Source organism: Rhodococcus opacus B4, from assembly GCF_000010805.1.
Classification (GTDB): domain Bacteria; phylum Actinomycetota; class Actinomycetes; order Mycobacteriales; family Mycobacteriaceae; genus Rhodococcus_F; species Rhodococcus_F opacus_C.
This window is the reverse complement of sequence record NC_012522.1, coordinates 2,463,250-2,485,178: the sequence shown is the minus strand read 5'-3', so window position 1 is coordinate 2,485,178 and position 21,929 is coordinate 2,463,250. Positions and strand designations below refer to the sequence as shown.

The 21,929-nt window shown below is 67.6% G+C and carries 20 protein-coding genes; 9 read left to right on the top strand and 11 right to left on the bottom strand.

Annotated features, from left to right (window positions below):
- Nucleotides 1-7 precede the first annotated feature (7 nt).
- A complete protein-coding gene (locus ROP_RS11550) occupies nucleotides 8-682 on the bottom strand; it encodes a GntR family transcriptional regulator (RefSeq protein ID WP_043824610.1) in 675 nt (224 codons plus the stop codon).
- A gap of 173 nt (nucleotides 683-855) precedes the next feature.
- On the opposite strand from ROP_RS11550, the gene ROP_RS11545 reads away from it, so the two are divergent.
- Entirely contained in the window at nucleotides 856-2,637 is a 1,782-nt protein-coding gene (locus ROP_RS11545) for a CocE/NonD family hydrolase (RefSeq protein WP_050785059.1), read from the top strand.
- 109 nt (nucleotides 2,638-2,746) lie between these two features.
- Here the strand turns inward: ROP_RS11545 and ROP_RS11540 are convergent, their stop codons facing one another.
- A complete protein-coding gene (locus ROP_RS11540) occupies nucleotides 2,747-3,712 on the bottom strand; it encodes a quinone oxidoreductase family protein (protein WP_012689523.1) in 966 nt (321 codons plus the stop codon).
- A gap of 297 nt (nucleotides 3,713-4,009) precedes the next feature.
- Here ROP_RS11540 and ROP_RS11535 point away from each other — a divergent pair, with 297 nt between their 5' ends.
- Complete coding sequence (locus ROP_RS11535) at nucleotides 4,010-5,116, top strand: mandelate racemase/muconate lactonizing enzyme family protein (RefSeq protein ID WP_012689522.1); 1,107 nt, start codon at nucleotides 4,010-4,012, stop codon at nucleotides 5,114-5,116.
- A gap of 187 nt (nucleotides 5,117-5,303) precedes the next feature.
- Nucleotides 5,304-6,443, top strand: coding sequence for an EstA family serine hydrolase (locus ROP_RS11530; protein WP_012689521.1), 1,140 nt, complete (start codon nucleotides 5,304-5,306; stop codon nucleotides 6,441-6,443).
- Between the two features lie 29 nt (nucleotides 6,444-6,472).
- Here the strand turns inward: ROP_RS11530 and ROP_RS11525 are convergent, their stop codons facing one another.
- The 5 genes from ROP_RS11525 to ROP_RS11505 all read right to left on the bottom strand — a co-directional run bounded on the left by ROP_RS11525 (nucleotide 6,473) and on the right by ROP_RS11505 (nucleotide 11,465).
- Nucleotides 6,473-7,384: an ABC transporter substrate-binding protein gene (locus tag ROP_RS11525; RefSeq protein WP_012689520.1), complete on the bottom strand. Its 912-nt coding sequence runs from the start codon at nucleotides 7,382-7,384 to the stop codon at nucleotides 6,473-6,475.
- A gap of 11 nt (nucleotides 7,385-7,395) precedes the next feature.
- Nucleotides 7,396-8,145, bottom strand: coding sequence for an ABC transporter permease (locus tag ROP_RS11520; RefSeq protein WP_012689519.1), 750 nt, complete (start codon nucleotides 8,143-8,145; stop codon nucleotides 7,396-7,398).
- Entirely contained in the window at nucleotides 8,142-8,792 is a 651-nt protein-coding gene (locus ROP_RS11515; RefSeq protein WP_012689518.1) for an ABC transporter permease, read from the bottom strand. Before ROP_RS11515 ends, ROP_RS11520 begins: the two co-directional genes overlap by 4 nt.
- Nucleotides 8,792-9,904, bottom strand: coding sequence for an ABC transporter ATP-binding protein (locus tag ROP_RS11510; protein WP_012689517.1), 1,113 nt, complete (start codon nucleotides 9,902-9,904; stop codon nucleotides 8,792-8,794). Before ROP_RS11510 ends, ROP_RS11515 begins: the two co-directional genes overlap by 1 nt.
- A gap of 67 nt (nucleotides 9,905-9,971) precedes the next feature.
- The gene (locus tag ROP_RS11505) at nucleotides 9,972-11,465 is read right to left on the bottom strand and encodes an aromatic amino acid ammonia-lyase (protein WP_012689516.1); all 1,494 of its coding nucleotides are present in this window, start codon (nucleotides 11,463-11,465) and stop codon (nucleotides 9,972-9,974) included.
- A gap of 256 nt (nucleotides 11,466-11,721) precedes the next feature.
- Between ROP_RS11505 and ROP_RS11500 the strand changes: the two genes are divergently transcribed.
- From ROP_RS11500 to fdhD, 4 genes are read left to right on the top strand one after another with little or no spacing between them, the layout of a single operon-like run.
- A complete protein-coding gene (locus ROP_RS11500; protein WP_012689515.1) occupies nucleotides 11,722-12,807 on the top strand; it encodes an S-(hydroxymethyl)mycothiol dehydrogenase in 1,086 nt (361 codons plus the stop codon).
- Nucleotides 12,804-13,436: an MBL fold metallo-hydrolase gene (locus tag ROP_RS11495; protein WP_012689514.1), complete on the top strand. Its 633-nt coding sequence runs from the start codon at nucleotides 12,804-12,806 to the stop codon at nucleotides 13,434-13,436. The genes ROP_RS11500 and ROP_RS11495 overlap by 4 nt, the downstream gene beginning before the upstream one ends.
- A 4-nt stretch (nucleotides 13,437-13,440) precedes the next feature.
- Nucleotides 13,441-15,750: an FdhF/YdeP family oxidoreductase gene (locus tag ROP_RS11490; RefSeq protein WP_012689513.1), complete on the top strand. Its 2,310-nt coding sequence runs from the start codon at nucleotides 13,441-13,443 to the stop codon at nucleotides 15,748-15,750.
- Between the two features lie 3 nt (nucleotides 15,751-15,753).
- Complete coding sequence (gene fdhD / locus ROP_RS11485) at nucleotides 15,754-16,575, top strand: formate dehydrogenase accessory sulfurtransferase FdhD (RefSeq protein WP_012689512.1); 822 nt, start codon at nucleotides 15,754-15,756, stop codon at nucleotides 16,573-16,575.
- A gap of 42 nt (nucleotides 16,576-16,617) precedes the next feature.
- On the opposite strand, the gene ROP_RS11480 is transcribed toward fdhD, so the two are convergent.
- The 4 genes from ROP_RS11480 to ROP_RS11465 form a co-directional block, all read right to left on the bottom strand.
- Nucleotides 16,618-17,853, bottom strand: a complete 1,236-nt coding sequence (locus ROP_RS11480; RefSeq protein ID WP_012689511.1) for a helix-turn-helix transcriptional regulator — start codon at nucleotides 17,851-17,853, stop codon at nucleotides 16,618-16,620.
- Nucleotides 17,854-17,954: 101 nt separating this feature from the next.
- On the bottom strand, nucleotides 17,955-18,446 hold the full coding sequence (locus ROP_RS11475; RefSeq protein ID WP_012689510.1) for a Clp protease N-terminal domain-containing protein: 492 nt from the start codon (nucleotides 18,444-18,446) through the stop codon (nucleotides 17,955-17,957).
- On the bottom strand, nucleotides 18,443-18,658 hold the full coding sequence (locus tag ROP_RS11470; protein WP_043824605.1) for a hypothetical protein: 216 nt from the start codon (nucleotides 18,656-18,658) through the stop codon (nucleotides 18,443-18,445). Before ROP_RS11470 ends, ROP_RS11475 begins: the two co-directional genes overlap by 4 nt.
- Before the next feature lie 61 nt (nucleotides 18,659-18,719).
- Nucleotides 18,720-19,490 (bottom strand): IclR family transcriptional regulator, encoded by a 771-nt coding sequence (locus tag ROP_RS11465; protein WP_043824603.1) that lies wholly within the window; start codon nucleotides 19,488-19,490, stop codon nucleotides 18,720-18,722.
- Nucleotides 19,491-19,716: 226 nt separating this feature from the next.
- Here ROP_RS11465 and dctA point away from each other — a divergent pair, with 226 nt between their 5' ends.
- Nucleotides 19,717-21,150, top strand: coding sequence for a C4-dicarboxylate transporter DctA (gene dctA, locus ROP_RS11460; protein ID WP_012689507.1), 1,434 nt, complete (start codon nucleotides 19,717-19,719; stop codon nucleotides 21,148-21,150).
- Entirely contained in the window at nucleotides 21,143-21,925 is a 783-nt protein-coding gene (locus ROP_RS11455) for an MTAP family purine nucleoside phosphorylase (protein ID WP_012689506.1), read from the top strand. The genes dctA and ROP_RS11455 overlap by 8 nt, the downstream gene beginning before the upstream one ends.
- The last annotated feature ends 4 nt before the right edge of the window (nucleotides 21,926-21,929 follow it).

Genomic DNA, 21,929 nt, shown 5'->3' with positions numbered 1-21,929 from the left:
TGGGCGTCTAGCTCGCGTCCTGCTGCGCGAGCTGCACCTTGATCCGTGCGGTCGCGTCCAGAAGCGAGTCGTTGTTGACCGCGGCGGCCGCGGCGTCGTCGTGCTCCCGGGCGGCGTCGACGAGACGCTGCTGGTACGTCCACAGCGAGTCGTCCTCGGTCGTGTCGATGGTGCCCTCCGCGCCGACGATCTTGTAGGCCCGGCATCGCTGCCACAGCGTGCGGATCGTGTCGACCAGCACGGGGTTCTCGGCGGCCTCGTACAGAATGGCCAGCAGCGCCTCGTCGTGGTCGAGATAGGCCACCACGCGCCGCTCGTCGAGGGCGGTGCGCATGAGCGCGAGCTCGTCCTGCATCCGGGCACTGTCCGCCGCGCTGATCCGCTGGGCGCCCTGCCGGGCGGCCTCCACCTCGAGCAACCGGCGCACGTCGTAGACGTGCACCAGTTCGGCGAGGGTCAGGCCCTTGACCACGGCCCCCTTGTGCGGTGATCGCTCGGCCAGCCCGGCTTCCTCGAGTCTCCGGATCGCCTCGCGCACCGGCATCACGCTGGTTCCCACCTGTTCGGCGAGATCGCGCACACGCAGGCGGGCGCCCGCGGGCAGATCACCGTTCATGATCGACTCGTGGATCATGTCGTAGACCTGATCGGTCAGCAGTGACGTTTCGGCGCGCTTGGACATTGCCACGACTCAAATATAAACGGCGCGGTCCGGGCCCATACCGGTGTCGCGACACACCGGCGACCTGAGTTGGTCACACGTCCAGAGCGTTTACGCTCTTCGAAGGTTCTCCGGACGGCGTGACGGATGGCGGGTGGGCTGTGAATCGCAGGGTGGGCAGATCGACGCTGACGATGGTGGTGGCCGCGGCCGCTGTCCTGGCACCGATCGTGGCGGCCGCTCCGGCGACCGCCGACGCGGGCGGGTTCACCAAGACGACGCTCCATTTCCAGGTCTTCGTCGGACCGAACCGTGACGTGCCGTGCGACGTGATCGGCGACGTGTACAAACCGGACGGGGCGTCGGCGTCGAATCGCGTCCCCGCCGTTCTCACCACCAACGGCTTCGGCGGTTCCAAGAACGATCAGGCCGGTATCGGCTCGTTCCTCGCCTCGCGGGGCTACGCGGTGCTCGCCTATTCAGGGCTGGGCTTCGGCGGTTCGGGCTGCAAGATCCACATGGACAACCCCGAGTACGACGGACGCGCCGCGAGTGAACTGGTGAGCTTCCTCGGCGGCCGCGACGGGACGGCGTTCGTCGATCCCGCCCACACCGTCCCCGTTCCGGGTCTCGACTACGTCGTGCAGGACGCCACGGCTCACCACGGCAGGGCCGAGGCGCACGATCCGCGCGTCGGGATGGTCGGCGGTTCGTACGGCGGAGCGGTGCAGTTCGCGGCGGCGTCGGTGGACCCACGGATCGACACGATCATCCCGATGATCACCTGGAACGACCTCAGCTACTCGCTCGCGCCCAACAGCATCGGCCAGACGTCCGGGGTCAGCACGACTGTTCCCGGTGCGGCGAAGGTGGTGTGGTCGCTGATGTTCGGGGCCGTCGGCGTCACCAACCCCCGCGCGGAGGGCTACGCCCAGGACCCGGTGCGGGCCCTGGGGTGCCCGAACTTCGCCGATCCCGCGTGCCCCGCACTGGCACAATCCGCGGTGCAGGGTTTCCCGGACCCGGGGTCCGTCGACTTCCTGCGGCAGTCGTCCGTGGTGTCGTACGCCGATCGCGTGAAGATCCCGGTGCTGCTGATGCAGGGCCAGCAGGACACCCTGTTCGACCTCAACGAATCGGCGGCCACCTTCGAGACGCTGCGGACGCAGGGCAACGACGTGAAGATGATCTGGCACAGCTGGGGGCATTCCAACCTGACACCCGCCGAGGGCGAGATCGACATGAAGAACCCGAACCCTGACACCCAGTACGAGACGGGCCGGATCATCGACTGGTTCGACCACTACCTGCGGGACAGCGGGGCCGACACCGGACCGGTATTCAGCTACTTCCGCAACTGGGTCGACTACACCGGCAACGCCGCACCCGCGTACGCCGAATCCTCGGACGTCTCGGTGGGGCAGGACTATTCGCTCTACCTCTCCGGTGACGGTGCGCTGATCGACCGCCGGGACCGCATCGTTGCCGGCGCTCAGACCCTGAACACGCTGCCCGGAGGACTTCCCACCGACCGCGAGGCGCCGGACACCAGGCCGAACGCCCCGGTCCCGCAGAGCGTGCAGCCCGGAACCGAGGCCGAGTGGTCGTCGCGGATCCTCGATGTCCCGCTGGACGTGGTCGGAGCGCCCGTGCTCGACGTCCGTGTCACCGCCGCACCCGCGGTCACCGGTGTCGAGGACTCGGTGGTGGTCTTCGCCAAGCTGTACGACGTGGCTCCCGACGGCACCGAAACACTGATCAACGGGCAGGTCGCCCCGGTGCGGATGGTGGCACCCGGTGAGCCCGTGCAGGTCACGATGCCGGGGATCGTCCATCGCTTCGGCGAGGGGCACCGCGTTCGCCTCGTGGTGGCCGGCGGCGACCCGAGTTTCCGCGGCGGGCTGGTGCCACATCAGGTCACCATCACGGCGGGCGACCCGGGCCAGGTGCTGGTGTTGCCGGTGACCGGCAGCTGAGACCCGGTTCGCGCGGCGGTCACACGCGCTTCCTGGGTCGGCAGCTCGGTCCGCTGTCCGTCCACGCCAACCGCTCCGGTCGGCCCTGCTCCAGGACCGGCCGGAGGTGTCACGGCATGAGCACGACGGCACCGGTCGTCTGCCGGCTTTCGAGGTCACGATGTGCGTCGGCGGCGCGCTCGAGCGGATACTGCGCGCCGACAAGGACATTCAGCGTACCGTCCGCGACCGCCGCGAACACCTCTCCTGCCCGCCATGTCAGTTCCTCTCGGGTGCGGACGTAGTGCGCGAGGGTGGGACGGGTGAGGAACAGTGAACCCGCGGGATTGAGCCGCTGCGGGTCGAACGGCGGCACCAGGCCGCTCGCGGCGCCGAAAAGGGCGAGGGTGCCACGGATCCGAACGGAGGCGAGGCTCGCCTCGAAAGTGGCCGCGCCCACGCCGTCATAGGCGGCGGCGACGCCCTCCCCGTCGGTGAGCGCGCGCACCCGGGCGGCGATGTCGTCGTCGTAGCGCAGCACCTCGGCGGCGCCTGCCTCCCGCGACAACTTCTCCTTCTCGTCCGACGAGACGGTGGTGACCACTCGCGCCCCGAGCTTCGTCGCCAGTTGGGTCAGGAGCAGCCCCACCCCGCCGGCCCCGGCGTGGACGAGCACGGTGTCGCCGGACTGCACCGGGTACGTCGAATACGCCAGGTAGTGGGCGGTCAGGCCCTGCGCCAGTGCCGACGCCGCCACCGGGGCGGGCACGCCGTCCGGCACCGTGATCGCGACCGCGGCAGGCACCACCACCCTCTCGGCGTAGTTACCGGTCGCCCCGCACCAGGCGACGCGGTCGCCGGGGGCGAAGTCGCGGACGTCGGCACCGACGGCCTCCACCACGCCGGAGCCCTCGTCACCGGGAACGTACGGCAGCGGGTGCGGGTACACCCCGGTCCGGAAGTAGGTGTCGATGAAATTGACGCCGATCGCTTCGGTCCGGACTAGAAGATCGGCTGGACCGGGCTGGGGATCGGGAATCTCGGTGAGTTCGAGGACGCCGGGATCACCGAGGCGGGAGACCTGAATTGCGCGCATGAACTCCAGTTGTACACGTCTATCCACAAATTGAACATACCGACCACAAAATGAATGCACGTGCATACGGCTCAGTGGACGGTGCCCCGTAGATCCACCGACCCGTCGCCTCTCGTTAGGCGTCCATGCAGGATTGAATTGCCCCCAGGTGCGCAGCCGTGTGCACACACCAGACGCCTTGACGGAGTGTGATTCATGCCGCACTATTGGCACCATAACTGAACTATTCGTTCACTAAATGAACACCGCAGGGGCGCTGTCCCCAGCGCACATCGGTCTAGTCGAAGGAGGGCAGCGTTGCGTATCGCTGAGGTTCACGTGTACCAGATGGATCTTCCGTTCGCCGGCAACAAGGTCTACACAATGTCCGAAGGGTCCTACACCGCCATGGACTCGACGATCGTGCAGATCGTGTCCGACACCGGCATCTCCGGATGGGGTGAGACGTGCCCGGTGGGCCCGACCTACGCACCCGAGCATGCCCTGGGTGCGCGGGCGGCGCTGAACCAGATGTCGGCCAGTCTGATTGGCAGAACAGTGACCGGCCCGGTCGAGCTGCGCCGCACGCTGGACCGGGCCCTCAACGGTCACAACTACGCCAAGGCTGCAATCGACATCGCGATCCACGACCTGATCGGCAAGGCGCACGGAATCCGGGTGTGCGACATGCTCGGCGGCGCCACCACCGACAGCGTGGACTCCTACTATGCGTTGTCGATCGGGGAACCGGACGACGTCGCCGCGATCGCCGCCGAGAAGATCGCCGAGGGATATCCACGTCTACAGCTCAAGGTGGGCGGACGCCCCGTCGAGATCGACATCGAGACCATCCGCACGGTGTGGGAAGCGACCGGGTGCACCCGCCTCTCCCTCGATGCCAACCGGGGACTGTACGCCCGCGACGTTCTCCGGATCGACCGAGAGTGCGCCGACGTTCCGTTCGTCTTCGAACAGCCCTGCAACACGATGGAAGAGATCGTCGCGATCCGCGGGCAACTGCACCACGCGGTCTACCTCGATGAGAACACCGAAGACCTGGGCGATGTGCTGCGCGCGATCTCCCTGGGAGTATGCGACGGATTCGGACTCAAAGTCACGCGACTGGGCGGACTCGGCACCCTCGCGACTGTGCGGGATCTCTGCGAGGCACGCTCGATGCCCCACACCCGTGACGATTCCTGGGGAGGCGACCTCATCGCGGCCGCCTGCGCCCACGTCGGCGCCACCGTGCAACCGCGCCTGCTCGAAGGCGTCTGGATCGCCGAGCCCTACATGGACATCCACTACGACTCGGACAATCCCGTCCGGGTCGAGAATGGCCGGATTCAGGTACCGACCGGTCCCGGTCTCGGTGTCGTTCCCGACGAGGGCGTCTTCGGCAAGCCGGTCGCATCCTTCGCGTAGGCGGCGGACGCTCTTCGCCGTGATCGCACCTTCTCTGAGTTCTCGGCAGGGTCAAGCCATCTTGCGGCCGACATCGCGACAGCAGCCAAGTGATTGACATCACACCGCCATGGGATCAGACTCGAGGTCTCAATTGAATCCGATGTCAAAATCAATATGACGTTCGGCTGGTGGAGAGGAACCGCAGGTGACCGAGCTCGGAGGAGTGTGCGACCAGCGCTTCGCGGCGTTGCAGGATGCGCTGAAGGACAATCTCGACTCCGGTGAGGAGCTCGGCGCGTCGATCGTCGTGACCCTCGACGGGCAGCCGGTGGTCGACATGTGGGGCGGATGGTCCGACCCCGACCACACCACCGAATGGGGGCGCGACACCCTCACCAACGTGTGGTCGTGCACCAAGACGGTGACCGCTCTCGCCGCGCTGATGCTCGTCGACCGCGGTCTGCTGGACGTGTACGCGCCCGTCGCGAAGTACTGGCCCGAGTTCGCGGCCGCCGGCAAGGAGCGCGTCGAGGTCCGGCATCTCCTCTCGCACACCTCGGGGGTGTCTGGGTGGGATCAGCCGATCACGGTCGAGGACACGTTCGACCTCGCCGAATCGACGAAACGACTTGCCGCCCAGGCTCCGTGGTGGGAGCCGGGCACGGCGTCCGGATATCACGCGCTGAACTACGGCCACCTCATCGGCGAGGTCATTCGACGGGTCGACGGCCGCACCCTGGGACGTTTCGTGGCCGAGGAGATCGCCGGACCGCTGGGGGCCGACTTCCACATCGGATTGGACCCGTCGCAGTTCGGCCGGGTGTCGAACGTGGTTCCGCCGCCTCCGCTGCCGATCGACCTGGCATCCCTCGACCCCGCCAGCGTCATCGTCAGGACGTTCACCGGGCCCGGGCCGGACGCGTCCGCGTCCTGGTCCGACGCGTGGCGCAGGGCGGAGAACGGCGCCGCCGGTGGTCAGGGCAACGCCCGGTCACTCGCCCGGATCCAGTCGGTGGTGGCCTGCGGCGGCGAACTCGACGGCGTCCGTCTGCTGTCGCCGGACACCATCTCCCTGATCTTCGAGGAGCAGTCGAACGGCGTGGATCTGGCACTGGGGCAGCCGATCCGGTTCGGCATCGGCTACGGATTGCCGACACCGGTGTCGGTGCCGTTCGTCCCCGAGGGGCGGATCTGCTTCTGGGGTGGCTGGGGCGGTTCGCAGGTCGTCGTCGACACCGAACGCCGGATGACCATGACGTACGTGATGAACAAGATGGGTCCGGGACTACTCGGCTCCGACCGCACCGCACAGTACGCGACCGCGACGTTCGACGCACTGGGCTGACGCGGGGCTGCGTCGGACCGCCGGGGCGCTCAGGACGCCAGGCCCTTGTCCTGCAACCATTCCCGGGCGATGTCGCCCATGTCCTCGAGGTCGGCCACCCGCTCGTTCATCGCGATGAGATCCTCGGTCGTCAACGCCGCCGACACGTCCGCCAGTACGGCGCGGACGTCGTCGCCGGCCTTGTTCTCGTTGATGATCGGGGTGATGTTCTCCGCCAGGAAGAGGTGCTTGGTGTCCTCGAGGGCCACGAGGTTCTCCGAACGCATCGCCGGGTCGGTGCTGAACACGTCCGCGACCTCGATCTGACCGCTGAGCAGGGCGTTGAGGGTGAGCGGTCCGCCGGCGTCCAGCGCCAGGAACTCCTTGAACGTCAGCCCGTACCTGTCCTTCAGGCCGGCGACGCCGTTCTCGCGGGTCTTCCATTCGGGCGGGCCGCCGAGGGTCAGTTCGCCGGCGTGGGGCACGAGGTCCTCGATCGTCTCGAGCGAGTACTCGTCCGCGGTCTCCTGTCGCACCGCGAGAACGTCCTTGTCCTCGGCAGGGGAGGGCTCCAGCGCGATGAGCCCGGCGGGGAGCTTCGCCTTTATTTCCTCGGTCACCTCGTCCGACGCCGTCGCGGTGGTGGCGCTGTCGAGATACTGCAGCAACGCACCCGAGTATTCGGGCAGCAGGTCGATGGAACCGTCCCGGATCGCCGGGACATACACTTCCCTGCTCCCGATGTTCAGCTTCTCCGTCACGTCGATGCCGTTCGCCCGCAACGCCTCCGCGTAGATGGTGGCGATCAGCTGGCTCTCGGGGAAGTCCGCGGAACCGACGACGATGGCGCCCTCGCTGCTCCCGCCGCCGCCGTCGGCGGCGAGGGGGTCCTTGCCGATCCCGCAGGCCGTCAACGACACCAGGGTGGCGCCTGCCAGCGCGACGATCAATGCCTTCATCATGGTGATGTCCTTCAGATCAGCGAGGGCTCGGGTGCGGACGCGGGACGGGCCGCGACCGCGGGGTCTTCGGAAGCGGTGCGCGTGCTGCTGCGCACCCGCCGGGTGAGTCCGGGCGAGACGACCCGCACCGTGAGGAATCCGATCGCGAGATCGAAGGCCAGGGCGAGGAGCGACACGAGGACCGCCCCCGCCGCCATCTGCGCGTAGTCGCTCTGCGCCTTGCCGTCGATGAGGAGTCGTCCCAGGCCGCCGAGCGAGATGTAGGCGGCGACGGTCGCCGTCGAGACGATCTGCAGCACGGCGCTCCGGACGCCGGACAGCATCAAGGGCAGCGCGCAGGGCAACTCGACCTCGGTGAGGATCCGCATCGACCGGAACCCCATGCCCCGGGCCGCGTCCACCGCGGCCGGGTCGACGGAGCGGATGCCCGCGTACGTGTTGGTGAGGATCGGCGGGATGGCCAGCAGCACCAGCACGATCAGGCTCGGTATCAGGTAGGCCAGCTTGCTCGAGAACGACGGCGCAATGACGAGCACCAGCAGGATCAGCAAACCGATCGTGGGGAGGGCGCGCAGCGAGTTGGCCAGACCGGCGACGACGACGGACCCGCGCCCCGTGTGCCCGATGTACAGGCCGAGAGGGACGGCGACCAGCGCGGCGGCGAACAGGGCGAGGAACGTGTAGATCAGGTGCTGGAGGAGCAGGGCCGGAATGCCTTCGGGCCCTGTCCAATGAGCGCCGTCCAGCAGAAAGTCGATCATGAGGTGACCACCTTCGGGGTCCACGGGGTGAGTATCCGGTTCGCGAGCACGATGAGGAGGTCGAGAACCAGTGCCAGCAGCAGACTGAGCGCGATGCCGGCGATGATGGGTGTGTAGAAACGCAGCTGGAAGCCCTGGGTGAACAGTGAACCGATCTGCGGGATCCCGAGCAGGGCGGCGAGCGAGACCAGGCTGACGTTCGACACGACGGCCACCCGCAGTCCCGCGCAGATGACGGGAACACCCACCGGGAGCTGAACTTTGAGCAGCGTCTGATACGGACGGTAGCCCATCGCCGTCGCGGCGAGCACGGTTTCCTGGGGCACCGAATCGAGGGCGTCGGCGACGACGCGAACCAGCATGGCGACGGTGTATATCGTCAGGGCGACGATGATGTTCATCGGATCGAGGATCTTCGTCCCGAGGATCGGCGGCAGCAGGACGAACAAGGCGAGCGACGGGATCGTGTAGAGCAGGCCGGCGGTCCCCACCACGTACGGGTTGATCCGCCGATTGCGGTGTGCGAGCCACCCGATGGGCAACGCGATGATCACGCCGACGACGATCGGCACGAGGGAGAGCAGGATGTGCCAGCCGACGAGTTCGGCGATGCGGTCGGATTGGCGGCCCAGCCATTCGACGTTCATCAGGCCACCGCCTCCGTGCTCACAGGATCCGCCGACTCGATCGCCGCCACAGCCGCGTGTGCAGTCACGGTGCCCACGAGCACCCCGTCGCGGTCGACGACCACACCCCGCTTGCTGGGCGCGGACAGGGCGGCGTCGAGCAGCGCCCGCATCGTCCCGTGCGCGTCGGCGACGGTGCCGCTGAGGTTCAGGTCGTCCGGGCGAATGCTGCCGACGACGTTCGCGGGCTGCACCCACCCGATCGGCTTGTTCGCCGGGTCGACGACGAGAAGCCAGTCGTCGGACGTGCGCGCGAGGGCCTCACCCGCCGAATCACCGAGACGAGCAACGGGTTCGGCGACCGTCTCGACGCGACCGTCGAGGTTCGCGAAACCCAGCGACCGGTAGCCGCGATCGCGTCCGACGAAATCGGCGACGAACTCGTCGGCGGGCTCGGTCAGCAACTCCAGGGGAGTGGCTGCCTGCGCCAGGACTCCGCCGGTCCGCAGCACGACCACCTGGTCGCCGAGTTTGAGGGCTTCGTCGATGTCATGGGTGACGATGATGATCGTCTTGCCGATCTCCTTCTGGAGTCGGAGGAATTCGTCCTGCAGCTGGCTCCGGACCACCGGGTCGACGGCGCTGAACGGCTCGTCCATCAGCATGAACGCCGGATCCGCGGCCAGAGCGCGCGCGACCCCGACTCGCTGCTGCTGCCCACCCGAGAGCTGCCACGGATACCGGTCCGCGAAGTGCGCGGCGAGACCGACCGTCTCGAGCAGCTCCATCGCCCGGATCCGTGCCTCCTTCTTCGTCTTCCCCAGCAGTTTCGGCATCGTCGCGACGTTGTCCACGATCGTGCGGTGCGGGAACAGTCCGGCGTGCTGGATCACGTACCCGATCCGCCGGCGCAACAGTGCCGGGTCCATGTCCGCCGTGGATTCACCGTCGAGGGAGATGGTTCCGGAGGTCGGTTCGATCAACCTGTTGATCATGCGGAGCGAGGTCGTCTTGCCGCATCCCGACGGACCGACGAGCGCCGTGATCTTGCCGCTCGGGCACTCGAGGTCCAGTTCGTTCACCGCTGTCGTGCCGTCCGGGTACGCCTTGGTGACTTTGTCGAATGTGATCATCCGCGTGCTACTTTCGTGTGATCCGGGCAGTGAGGTGCCCGGAAGTTCGGTGTCGTTCGGGACTGCTCTACCGAGCTGTGTCTTTCTCCGGATTCGGCATCTGTTCCAGAAACTTCACCGCTGCTTTCAGGTCGTCGCTCAGGGGACGGTCGGTCGTCCGGGGGTCCAGGCAGGTGCGCGCGCGGTGCAGGTACGCGCCGAGTTCGGTGCCGGTGTCGAGATCGCGGTGCTGCTGTCCGAGGGCACGCGCAGCCGAGATCAGTTCGCATGCAAGGACGATGCGGGACTGCGCGAGGATGTCGGTGAGCTGGGTAGCGGCCTGGGAAGCGAAACTCGCGTGGTCCTCCGTGCCGCGGGAGATGACCGTGTGCCCGAGAGAACCCGGCGCGGCGGCCATCCGGATCTCCGCGATCGCCGCGGACGTCGTGTACTCCAGCAGCATGGTGCCGCTGCTGCCTGCCGGACCGTCGGCCAGGAACGGCCGCAGGCCGGTGACCGCCGGATCCGACAGGTTGGCCAGCCGGCACTGCGATAGCAACGCCGCGCTCGACAGCGCGAGTTTCGCCTCGTCCACGGCGAGGGCAATGGGCATCCCGTGGAAGTTCCCGTTGTGGAACACGGCGTCGTCCTCGACGGAGATGAGGGGGTTCTCGGACGACGAGTTCATCTCGATCGCGAGGGTTCCCCGCAGCCGTTGCAGCGCCTGCCACGTGGCACCGAGGATCTGGGGGAGGGCGCGGAACCCGTACGAGTCCTGCACGCGGGCAGCCCGTACGTGCTGGCCTACGAGAAGTTCCCGGACCCGGCCGGCCACTTCCTCCTGGCCGAGGTGCCTGCGGGCCGCCTGCACTCGTGCCGCGAACGGTTCGACGGAACTGCGCGTCGCCAGCAGTGACAGCACGCCCACGATCAGTGCGTGCTCGAGCCAGTTCGCCACGCTGTCGGTGGCCGTTGCGGCGAGCGCGACGGTCATCGCGTTCGTCGAGATCAGGGGGAGTGCATCACCCTGGTGCGGCGTCCACCGGGGCGCGATCCGGCCGTCCCGGAGCGGTGTGTCGCCCATCAGCCCGAGCGCGATCTCCGAGAACGCGCTGAGGTCGCCGGTGCCGATCGCCCCGCGAGCGTGCACGGCGGGCAGTTCGTCCGCGGCGACGGCATCGATCAGCGCCGTCACGATGTCGGGGTGCAGACCGGATCCGCCGTTGAGGATCTGGTTGACGCGGATGATCATGGCGGCGCGCACGACGTGGTCGGGCAGCGAGGGACCCGAACCCGTCGCGTGACTGCGGAGCAGGCGGAGATCCTGTTCGATGCCGTCGGAGACGGAGGTGTCGCGGTTTCCCCCGACGCCGGTGGTTCGGCCGTAGATGGGCTGTCGCGCGGCGATCCGCACCGCGGTCTCCCAGGAACGGCGTGCGTGGTCGAGCGCGGCGGGGTCGGGCGCGACCGCGACGGGCTCCTTGGCCAGAGTCGTCAGCTGATCGACCGTGAGCTGGGAGCCGTCGAGCAGCACCGGAAGCGGGTGCGGTTCCTCGGTCGGGCGGGGATCTTTCCGGGTCATCGGAACTCCGTGATCGGTGTGGTGTGCCTCACTCTTCGAGATGTATAGTCCTGTATATACCGCACCGTGTCAACCGTGAGATTCCGGCAGGGAGCGGGATCGTGGGGCAACCGTGAGTCGCTCGCAATCCGGCTAGGTCGGCCTCTCACTTCGATCAGTCCCCCGGGGCCCATCCGAAACGTAGGGTCTCGGGAGAGGTGCATATATAGCCATGCATCGATCCCGCTCCGACTGATCGACCGAAGGAATGAATCCCATGCCGCAGCAGGTACGAGGCGTCATCGCCCCATCCAAGGGTGCCCCCGTGGAGATCGCGACCATCACCATTCCGGATCCCGGTCCGGGCGAAGTGGTCGTCGACATCGCGGCCTGCGGGGTGTGCCACACCGACCTGACCTACCGCGACGGCGGGATCAACGACGAGTTCCCGTTCCTGCTCGGCCACGAGGCGTCCGGGATCGTGGAGAGTGTCGGCGAGGGCGTCACCTCCGTTGCCGTCGGCGACTTCGTCGTCCTCAACTGGCGCGCCGTGTGCGGGCAGTGCCGCGCCTGTAAGCGGGGTCGTCCGCAGTACTGTTTCGACACCCACAATGCGGCGCAGAAGATGACGCTCGAGGACGGCACCGAGTTGACCCCGGCGCTGGGGATCGGGGCGTTCGCCGACAAGACCTTGGTCCATGCGGGGCAGTGCACGAAGGTGGATCCGTCCGCCGACCCTGCGGTGGTCGGGTTGCTGGGCTGCGGGGTGATGGCCGGTCTCGGTGCCGCCGTGAACACCGGCAACGTCGGTCGCGGTGACTCGGTGGCCGTCATCGGCTGCGGTGGTGTCGGAGATGCGGCGATCATGGGTGCCCGGCTGGCCGGGGCGAACAAGATCATCGCGATCGACCGGGACGACAAGAAACTCGAGTGGGCGAAGGACCTGGGGGCGACGCACACGGTCAACGGCGGGAACGTCGACGCGGTCGAGGCGGTGCAGGAGCTGACCGGCGGTTTCGGTGCCGACGTCGTGATCGACGCGGTCGGCCGCCCGGAGACGTGGAAGCAGGCGTTCTATGCCCGCGACCTGGCCGGCACCGTGGTGCTGGTGGGTGTCCCGACCCCCGACATGAAGCTGGAGATGCCGCTCATCGACTTCTTCTCCCGCGGTGGGTCGTTGAAGTCGTCGTGGTACGGCGACTGCCTGCCCGAGCGTGACTTCCCGATGCTCGTCGACCTGTACCGGCAGGGCCGGTTGCCGCTGGAGAAGTTCGTCACCGAGCGCATCAAGATCGACGAGGTCGAGGACGCGTTCCATCGGATGCATGCCGGTGAGGTGCTGCGCTCGGTGGTCGTGCTGTGAGCGGGCAGTTGCGGATCGAGCGGGTCGTCACCGAGGGCACCTTCGCCCTCGACGGCGGCGAATGGAACGTCGACAACAACATCTGGCTGATCGGTGACGACACCGACGTGGTGATCGTCGACGCCGCCCATGCTGCGCAGCCGATCATCGACGCGGTCGGCGGCCGGCACGTGAACGCGGTGATCTGCACGCACGGCCACAACGATCACGTCACCGTCGCCCCGGAACTCGCCGAACGGTTGCACGCGCCGGTGCTGCTGCACCCCGGGGACGACGTGCTGTGGAAGATGAGTCACCCGGACGACAAGTACTGGAACCTCGAGGACGGGCAGCGGATCGCGATCGCCGGCACCGAGATCCAGGTGATCTCCACCCCGGGTCACTCGCCGGGCTCGGTGTGCCTCTACCTCCCCGAGGCCGGGGCACTGTTCTCCGGAGATACCCTCTTCTCGGGTGGCCCCGGCGCCACCGGCCGCTCGTACTCGGATTTCCCGACCATCATCGGGTCGATCCGCGACCGGCTGTTCGCCCTTCCCGAGGAAACGCTCGTCCACACCGGTCACGGTGACGGAACCACGATCGGCACCGAGGCCCCGCACCTCGCCGAATGGATTGCACGAGGAAACTGACTCCATGACCGACACCACCGACAGGTACACCTTCGACGAAGAAGACGTCGTCGTCACGCACGAGAAGTCCTATGCGGCAGGTGTTCCTGCGGTGTTGGTGTCGCTCAAGCGTGGTATGGAGCAGATGGGTGCGGTGCGCACTGCCCGCACGTTCTTCCGGTTGAATCAGCGGCAGGGGTTCGACTGCCCGGGCTGTGCGTGGCCGGAAACCCCGGGCCACCGCAAGCACGCGGAGTTCTGTGAGAACGGGGCGAAGGCGGTCGCGGAGGAGGCCACCACCCGCACCGTGACGCCGGAGTTCTTCGCGGAGCATTCGGTGGCCGAGTTGCTGGGGCGCACCGAGTTCTGGCTGGGCCAGCAGGGCCGGTTGACGCATCCGATGGTGCTGCTGCCCGGGGCCACGCATTACGAGCCGATCGGGTGGGACGCGGCGTTCGGGTTGATCGCCGGCGAACTGAGGGCTTTGGGGTCGCCGGATGAGGCGGTGTTCTACACCTCCGGCCGCACCAGTAATGAGGCGGCGTTCGTGTATCAGCTGATGATCCGGGCGTTCGGGACCAACAACCTGCCGGACTGCTCGAACATGTGCCACGAATCCTCCGGTAGTGCGTTGACGGAGACGATCGGCATCGGGAAGGGGTCGGTGTCGGTTCCCGACATCGAGAACGCGGACCTGATCCTGATCGCCGGCCAGAACCCGGGCACCAACCACCCCCGCATGCTGTCGACCCTGGAGAAGGCCAAAGGCAACGGGGCGAAGGTCATCGCGATCAACCCGCTGCCGGAGGCCGGGTTGCTGCGGTTCAAGGACCCGCAGAAGGTGCACGGGGTGGTCGGCGACGGTGTGCAGATCGCGGACGAGTTCCTGCAGATCCGGATCGGCGGCGATCAGGCGTTGTTCCAAGGGTTGGCGAAACTGCTCCTCGACGCCGAGGACGCCGCGCCGGGCACCGTGCTGGACCATGACTTCCTTCGGGAACACTGCGCGGGGTGGGACGAGTACGCCGCCCACATCCGCGACACCGTGGACCTGGACACCGTCGTGGAGGCGACGGGGCTGACGCGGGCCCGGATCGAAGACACCGCGCGGGCGTTGATTGCCTCGGACAAGACGATCATCTGCTGGGCGATGGGGCTGACCCAGCAGACCCACGGGGTCGCCACCATCCAGGACGCCGTCGCCCTGTTGTTGATGCGGGGGATGATCGGCAAACCGGGTGCCGGGGTGTGCCCGGTGCGCGGACACTCCAACGTCCAGGGTGACCGGACGATGGGCATCTGGGAGAAGATGCCCGAATCGTTCCTGACCGCTCTGGATGCCGAGTTCGGGATCCGCTCACCGCGCAGGCACGGATTCGATGCCGTCGATTCGATCCGGGCGATGCGGGACGGGAAGGCGTCGGTGTTCGTCGGGATGGGCGGCAACTTCGTCTCCGCGACCCCGGACACCGACACCACCGAGGCGGCGCTGCGGAACTGTGCGCTGACGGTCCAGGTGTCGACGAAACTGAACCGCTCCCACCTGGTGACCGGGCAGACCGCGCTGATCCTGCCCTCGCTGGGGCGCACCGACAAGGACGTCCAGGCCGGTCGCAAACAGCAGGTCAGTGTCGAGGATTCGATGTCGATGGTGCACCTGTCGCGGGGGAGTCTGCCGCCGGCCAGTGATCAGTTGCGCAGTGAGGTCGCGATCGTGTGTGGGATCGCGCAGGCGTTGTTCGGGCCCGGCCATTCGGTGCCGTGGGCGGAGTTCACCGCCGATTACGACCTGATCCGCGACAGCATTGCCCGGGTGATCCCCGGGTTCGAGGACTTCAACACCAAGGTCCGGGCGCCGGACGGGTTCGGCCTGCCGCACCCGCCGCGGGACGAACGCCGGTTCGTCACCGGCTCGGGGAAGGCGAATTTCGTCGTCAACGAGTTGTCGTGGGTGCCGGTGCCGGCGGGGAAGCTGATTCTGCAGACCATGCGGTCGCATGATCAGTACAACACCACCATCTACGGTCTCGACGACCGCTACCGCGGCGTGAAGGGCGGACGGCGGGTGCTGTTCATCGCCGCCGAGGACCTGGAGTCGTTCGGGTACGCGGCGGGGGATCGGGTGGACCTGATTTCGGAATGGACCACTCCGGACGGCAGCGTGGAGGAACGCCGCGCGGAAGACTTCCGCCTGGTGCCGTACCCGACGCCGGTCGGGAATGTGGCGGCCTATTATCCGGAGACGAATCCGCTGATCCCGCTCGATCACGTCGCGAAGAAGTCGAACACGCCGGTGTCGAAGGCGGTCCTGATCCGCCTCGAGAAGCGGGGCTGACCGGTGGGGCGGGTGACGACCCGGACCCCGGTCACCCGGATCACCGACACCAGGCAGTCGACCCGCCCGGACACGGTGGTGGTGGAGGAGCCCCTGGAGATCCGGGTGAACGGCACACCGCTGGCGGTGACGATGCGGACCCCCGGTTCGGATGTGGAACTGGCGCAGGGGTTTCTGCTGACCGAGGGCATCATCGCCGGGCGCGCCGATATTGCGTCGATCCGGTATTGCAACAGCGTCGACGAGCACGGCGTCAACACCTACAACGTGCTGGACGTGGATCTGGCGCCCGGGGTGTTCCTGCCCGACATGGGGATCGAACGCAACTTCTACACCACGTCCTCGTGCGGGGTGTGCGGGAAGGCGTCGCTCGACGCGATCCGGCAGCGCACCAAGTATTCCCCGGCGACGGACACGGTGCGGGTGCCGGCCGCGACGATCGCGGAGTTGCCGGACCGGTTGCGGGCGGCGCAGAAAGTGTTCGACACCACCGGGGGTCTGCATGCGGCGGGGTTGTTCACCCGCACCGGGGAACTGCTCACCATCAAGGAGGACGTCGGCAGGCACAACGCGGTCGACAAGCTGATCGGGTGGGCCACCGAGCAGGACCGGGTCCCGCTGCGCGGCACCGTCCTGCTCGTCAGCGGCCGGGCGTCGTTCGAGTTGGCGCAGAAAGCGGTGATGGCCGGCATCCCGATCCTCGCCGCCGTGTCCGCCCCGTCATCGCTGGCGATCGACCTCGCCCACGACACCGGACTGACCCTCATCGGATTCCTCCGCGGCACCACCATGAACCTCTACACCCACCCCGACCGCATCACGTGAGCGGCAAAGCGTGCTCCCGCACGCTTTGCCGCTCACCTGGGGTCAGGGCCTGCCGGTCGTGTCGGCGCGGATGCCGGCCTCGAGGGCGATCGCGCCGGCCTCGCCGCGGGACGCCACACCGAGTTTCTTCAGGACTCCCGCGACGTGGAACTTGACCGTGCTCTCGCTGATGCCGAGGCTGTCGGCGATCGCCTTGTTCCTCTTGCCCGTGGCGAGGTGGCCCAGCACCTCGAGTTCGCGGGGGTTGAGGTCGCCGAACTGCTGTTCGTCCGGTCGGGCCGCGGGCAGGTCGAGGGGAATCGCCACCGCCACCCGGGACCCCCACCCGTCGACCGACTCGACGTCGATCCGGCCGCCGAGCGTGTGCACCCGGCCGGAGAGCTGCCGCACCAGGGCGTCGGTGTCGAGTCCGCCGTCGCCGTCGTCGCGGACCTCGACGAGGAGGTTGGAGCCGTCGCAGTCCCAGGCGATGCGGATGCGCTCCAGGGTGGACTGGGTCGCGAACGCCAGGACGGCGCTGCGCACGACGGCCCGCGCGGCGCTCGCCACCTCACCGGGCAGCGCGCGACCGTCCACCGGTGGATCCACGTAGTCGACCCGCACGGGCCGGTGCTGGAGCAGTGGCCGCAGTTCGCCCTGCAACCGGGCGAACGCCGTGGTGACCGCTTCCTCCGCCAGGATGCGGTCGGACTCGCCCGCGGACCGCAGGGTGATCAGCGCCGTCGATGCCGTCTCACTCGCCGTGATCCGCGACCGCCGGTCGTCGAGGTCCTTGGACCGCAGCGTCGACAGGATGGACTCGAGCGTCGCGGCGTGCAGGTCCGTCAGCTCCACGATGGTCCTGGCCCGCTCGCTCGACGCGGCCCGCGACTCCGCCAGGTACGCCGGGCTCGCCTGCGCGACCTGATGCCGGATCGACACTGCGACGACACCGAAGGCGCCCGCCACCAGCGGGACCTCACGGATATGTTGCCGCGACTTCGGCACGACGAGGAGAAGGGTCCCGGTCGCGTCGAGCAGTGCCCAGACCCTGCGCTTCGAGCCGGCCACCAGGGTCTGGTCGTCGAACGGCGTGCCTTCCGACATCCGGGTGCGCAACGAGTCCAGTTCTGCGATGGTGACGCGTTCGACCACCGCGGGGTCGCCGCTGACCTTCCGGGGCCGCCCCGTGCATTCCCGGGTGAAGATCACCAGCGCGGTGTGCGGCCAGATGTCGGCGAGGAACTTGGAGAAGCGGACGGCGATGTCGGGCAGGGGACCGTCGATGACGTCCCGCATGGAACCGAGAACATCTGCCGGTGACACCGAAGTCGCGCGGGGAAGTACCACGTGTCGAGCCTATCCGCGTAGGCCGCGAACACCGATCCTGGGCCGTCCGCTCACCGTGCCGGCTCCGCCCGTGCGGCGTCGACGACGTCGGACCGGACGAGCCCCAGCGATTCGAGGGCCCGCGCCGCGGTGCCGTGCGTCACGGTGGCAACGGCCGCGACGATGTCGGCGCCGACGATCGGCCTGCGTCCCGATTTCGCGAGAGCCGCCGCGTTGCGGAACGCTCCCTGGGCCGGTTCGGTCAGCCGCAGCGGGCCGGTGCGGGGACGGCTCAGCGCACTGGTGGCAACGCCCGCGTCGGTCATACCTGCCGCCGCGAGGGCCTCGCCGTGCACGTGAATGATCGCCTCGCGCAGCGCGTCCCGGTTCGAACCGAGCCGGTCGAACACTCGGACCGTCGTTCCGTCGGGGAGCGCGAACGACGCGAGGAGCAGGTGCTCGAGGCCGGGCTCGCGGTCGCCGAGCCGGTCGGCCTCGGCCTCCGTTTCGGAGAACAGGGTCTTCATCGTGCGCATGTCGCGCCAAGCCCGGGTGAATTTCATCGTGGTCCCCTCGTCTTCTTGTCGGCGGATCGTCCGGGACCGAGGCGTTTGTGCGCTGCCTGACCCGAGACGCCGAGCGCCTGACCGATGTCCGCCCAGGTCCAGCCGGCGGACAGGGCGTGGGCGACGGCGTCACGCTCGAGCTGATCGGCCTGTCGCCGCAGCGCGACGACGGCAGCGAACGCGGTGGCCGGGCTCGGATCGTCACTCACGGCTATCAACTTAAGTTGATGAGTCGGGGCTCGTCAACCTTTATTGATGGGCGGTCTGGTTCTACAGTGCGGCGTTCTTGTCGAACTCGGTACCGAGTTCCTTCGCGACGCGCTTGAGCAGCGGAACGATGTGGTCGGCCGACTCGAGGGTGACGCGGGCCGCGGGTCCGGAGACGGAGATGGCGGTGGGCGTCGGAGCGTTCGGCACCGGCACCGAGAAGCAGCGGACGCCGATCTCCTGTTCGCCTTCGTCGATGGCGAATCCGCGGTTCCTGCTCAGTTCGAGATCGGCGATGAGCAGGTCGGGGTCCGTCAGGGAGTTCTCGGTGTACGTGGTCATCCCGGTCCGGCCGACCAGTGAGCGCACGGCGTCGTTCGACAGTTGCATGAGGATGGCCTTGCCGACACCGGTGCAGTGCGGGTAGACGCGGCGGCCGACTTCGGTGAACATGCGCATCGCGTGTTCGGACGGCACCTGTGCGACGTAGACGGCCATGGTGCCGTCGAGGACGGCCATGTTCGCGGTCTCGCCGGTGCCGCGCACCAGTTCGGACAGGTGCGGCCGCGACCACGCGCCGATCAGTTGCGTGGCGCTCTCGCCGAGTCGAATGAGCTTGGGGCCGAGCGCGTACCGGCGGGTGGGGAGCTGCCGGACGTATCCGCGGTTCATCAGTGTGCGGATGAGCCGGTGGATCGTCGGGAGGGGGAGTCCGGCCAGTTCGGCGAGTTCGCTGACGCCGATGGATCCGCCGGCGCTGGCCATGATCTCGAGTATGTCGAATGCGCGCTCGACCGACTGCACGCCGCCGGCCGCGCTCTGACCGTTCGTCATGTCTGGCTCCATCCTCTGACTACCTCGGGGTTCCTCCCCCAGGAGCCCCCATTCTTTCCGTCAGGCGGAAAGGGCGCTCCGTATGACGATAGCGCGCTTGCGGCGGATCGCGACGATTCCTTCCCTGCATCGGTTGACAAAACACTGTGTGACGGCGTTCACTATATCGAGATACGAAATACAACTTCCATAATATGGAAAACACCAAGCCCCGAGGGAGGGCCCCGTGTCTGAAGTCGAAATCGCTGCAAAACCCAAGAAGCAGCGTTGGTACAGATCGCTGTTCGTCCAGGTCCTGATCGGAATCGCCCTGGGCATCGCCACCGGCATCCTGTTCCCCGAGTTTTCGCACCACCTGGCGCCGCTGGGCGAGGGCTTCATCAAGCTCATCAAAATGGTGGTCGCCCCACTGATCTTCCTGGTGATCGTCACCGGCATCGCGAAGGTCGGCAGCATGAAGGCGCTCGGCAAGATCGGCGGCAAGGCCCTGCTCTGGTTCACGGCCGCCACGACCTTCGCGCTCGGCCTCGGCCTGCTCGTCGGAAACCTCGTTCATCCAGGTAGCGGGCTGAACATCGACCCGGCAACGCTGGACACCAGCGCGCTGGACGAGAAGACGCAGGGCGGGCACCTGCCCGGCGGTGTCGAGTTCGTCATGCACATCATCCCGACCAGCGTGTTCGATGCGTTCGCGCAGAACAACCTGCTGCAGGTCCTGCTGTTCTCGATCCTGTTCGGTGTCGCGCTGGCGTCGTTCAGCGAGTCGGCTCCGCCGGTCCTGATGGACGTGATCGACCAGGCGCTGCACGTCATCTTCCGCATCGTCGGCTACATCATGTACCTGGCGCCCATCGGCGCGTTCGGTGCAATGGCCTTCACCGTCGGCAATTACGGCGCCGGCTCCCTCAAATCCTTCGGCATGCTCATCCTGGCGTGCTACGGAGCGGCACTCGTCTTCATCGTCGTGCTGTCGATCGTCGTCAAGCTGATCACCGGCGTGAACGCGTGGAAGTTCATCAAGTACTGCCGCGAGGAGTTCATGCTCGCCCTGGGCACCGGATCCTCCGAGGCCGTCATGCCCCGCATCATCAAGAAGCTGGACAACGCGGGCTGCGACCGCGCCGTCGTCGGCCTGGTGATCCCCACCGGCTACTCGTTCAACCTCGACGGTGCCGCGATCTACCTGTCACTGGCGATGATGTTCCTCGCGCAGGCCGTCGGCGTCGATCTCAGCTTCGGCGAGCAGATCGCGATCATGGGCATTCTGATCCTCAGTTCCAAGGGGATGGCGGGCGTGCCGGGATCGGCCTTCGTCGCGCTGTCCGCCACCGCCGCCGCGATCGGTGCATTCCCGGTCGCCGCCGTCGCGCTGCTGCTCGGCGCCGACCGGCTCATGGATTCCATGCGGGTCTTCACGAACCTGCTCGGCAACTGCATGGCCACGTTCGTGGTCGCGAACTGGGAAGGACTGCTGGACAAGGAGAAGATGCGCGCGGTTCTCGACGGAAAGGTGACACCCGACGACCCGGACGACGTCACCGTCCACCCCCACCCCGGGCACGAACATCACGACAACCCGCCGGTGATCCCGGCAGTCGAGAGGCCCGAACTGCTGGCCGCGAACAAGGCCGCGGAAGGAACGGTGAACCACCATGCCTGACACCCAGCCCACCGTGGGGTTGCTCGGCACCTGGGGTTACCACGGACTCCTCGACGACGCCGAGCAGGTCGACATCGACACCCCGTACGGGCCGACGTCGGACAGCATCGTCCTCGGGTCGTCCGGGGGCCGCCGGCTCGCCTACCTGACCCGCACCGGGCGGCACCGCAACATCCCCCCCCACCGGATCAACGCCCGCGCGAACATCTGGGCGCTGCACAGCCTGGGCGTGCGGACGATTCTCGCTCCCACCCCGTCCGGCTCGCTGCGACCGGCGATCGGTGTCGGCTCGGTCGTCGTGCCCGACCAGCTGGTCGACCGCACGGGCCGCACCGACGACACGTTCCACGACGACGACGTCCACATCTCGTTCGCGGACCCGTTCTGCGCCCACGGCCGCCGGGCGGTGGTCTCGACGCTCCGCAGAAGCGGCTGGGTGGTCAACGACGGTGGCGTGATGGTCGCGATCCGAGGACCGCGGTTCTCGACCCGCGCCGAATCCCGCTGGTACGCGGCCCAGGGCTGGGACCTGATCAGCATGACCCCGTATCCCGAAGCTGCGCTGGCGCGGGAACTCGGCATGTCCTACACCTGCATCGCCCTGGTCACCGATCACGACGTCATCAGCGACACTCCGTGGCCGGTCACCCAGGACCTGGTGCGCGAAGGACTCGACGCAAACACCAAGCGACTACGCGAAGCGCTGCTTCAGGTCGCGATCGAATTGGCAGACACGCCCGAAACGGCGGCGACTGCCCACGGAAGAAGGAGCTGACAAG

What these genes read in the sequence shown, in the direction of transcription:
- ROP_RS11550 (WP_043824610.1), bottom strand. Translation starts at nt 682, where the DNA reads ATGTCCAAGCGCGCCGAAACGTCACTGCTGACCGATCAGGTCTACGAC.
- ROP_RS11545 (WP_050785059.1), top strand. Translation starts at nt 856, where the DNA reads ATGGTGGTGGCCGCGGCCGCTGTCCTGGCACCGATCGTGGCGGCCGCT.
- ROP_RS11540 (WP_012689523.1), bottom strand. Translation starts at nt 3,712, where the DNA reads ATGCGCGCAATTCAGGTCTCCCGCCTCGGTGATCCCGGCGTCCTCGAA.
- ROP_RS11525 (WP_012689520.1), bottom strand. Translation starts at nt 7,384, where the DNA reads ATGATGAAGGCATTGATCGTCGCGCTGGCAGGCGCCACCCTGGTGTCG.
- ROP_RS11520 (WP_012689519.1), bottom strand. Translation starts at nt 8,145, where the DNA reads ATGATCGACTTTCTGCTGGACGGCGCTCATTGGACAGGGCCCGAAGGC.
- ROP_RS11515 (WP_012689518.1), bottom strand. Translation starts at nt 8,792, where the DNA reads ATGAACGTCGAATGGCTGGGCCGCCAATCCGACCGCATCGCCGAACTC.
- ROP_RS11510 (WP_012689517.1), bottom strand. Translation starts at nt 9,904, where the DNA reads ATGATCACATTCGACAAAGTCACCAAGGCGTACCCGGACGGCACGACA.
- ROP_RS11505 (WP_012689516.1), bottom strand. Translation starts at nt 11,465, where the DNA reads ATGACCCGGAAAGATCCCCGCCCGACCGAGGAACCGCACCCGCTTCCG.
- ROP_RS11500 (WP_012689515.1), top strand. Translation starts at nt 11,722, where the DNA reads ATGCCGCAGCAGGTACGAGGCGTCATCGCCCCATCCAAGGGTGCCCCC.
- ROP_RS11490 (WP_012689513.1), top strand. Translation starts at nt 13,441, where the DNA reads ATGACCGACACCACCGACAGGTACACCTTCGACGAAGAAGACGTCGTC.
- ROP_RS11480 (WP_012689511.1), bottom strand. Translation starts at nt 17,853, where the DNA reads ATGCGGGACGTCATCGACGGTCCCCTGCCCGACATCGCCGTCCGCTTC.
- ROP_RS11475 (WP_012689510.1), bottom strand. Translation starts at nt 18,446, where the DNA reads ATGAAATTCACCCGGGCTTGGCGCGACATGCGCACGATGAAGACCCTG.
- ROP_RS11465 (WP_043824603.1), bottom strand. Translation starts at nt 19,490, where the DNA reads ATGACGAACGGTCAGAGCGCGGCCGGCGGCGTGCAGTCGGTCGAGCGC.
- ROP_RS11455 (WP_012689506.1), top strand. Translation starts at nt 21,143, where the DNA reads ATGCCTGACACCCAGCCCACCGTGGGGTTGCTCGGCACCTGGGGTTAC.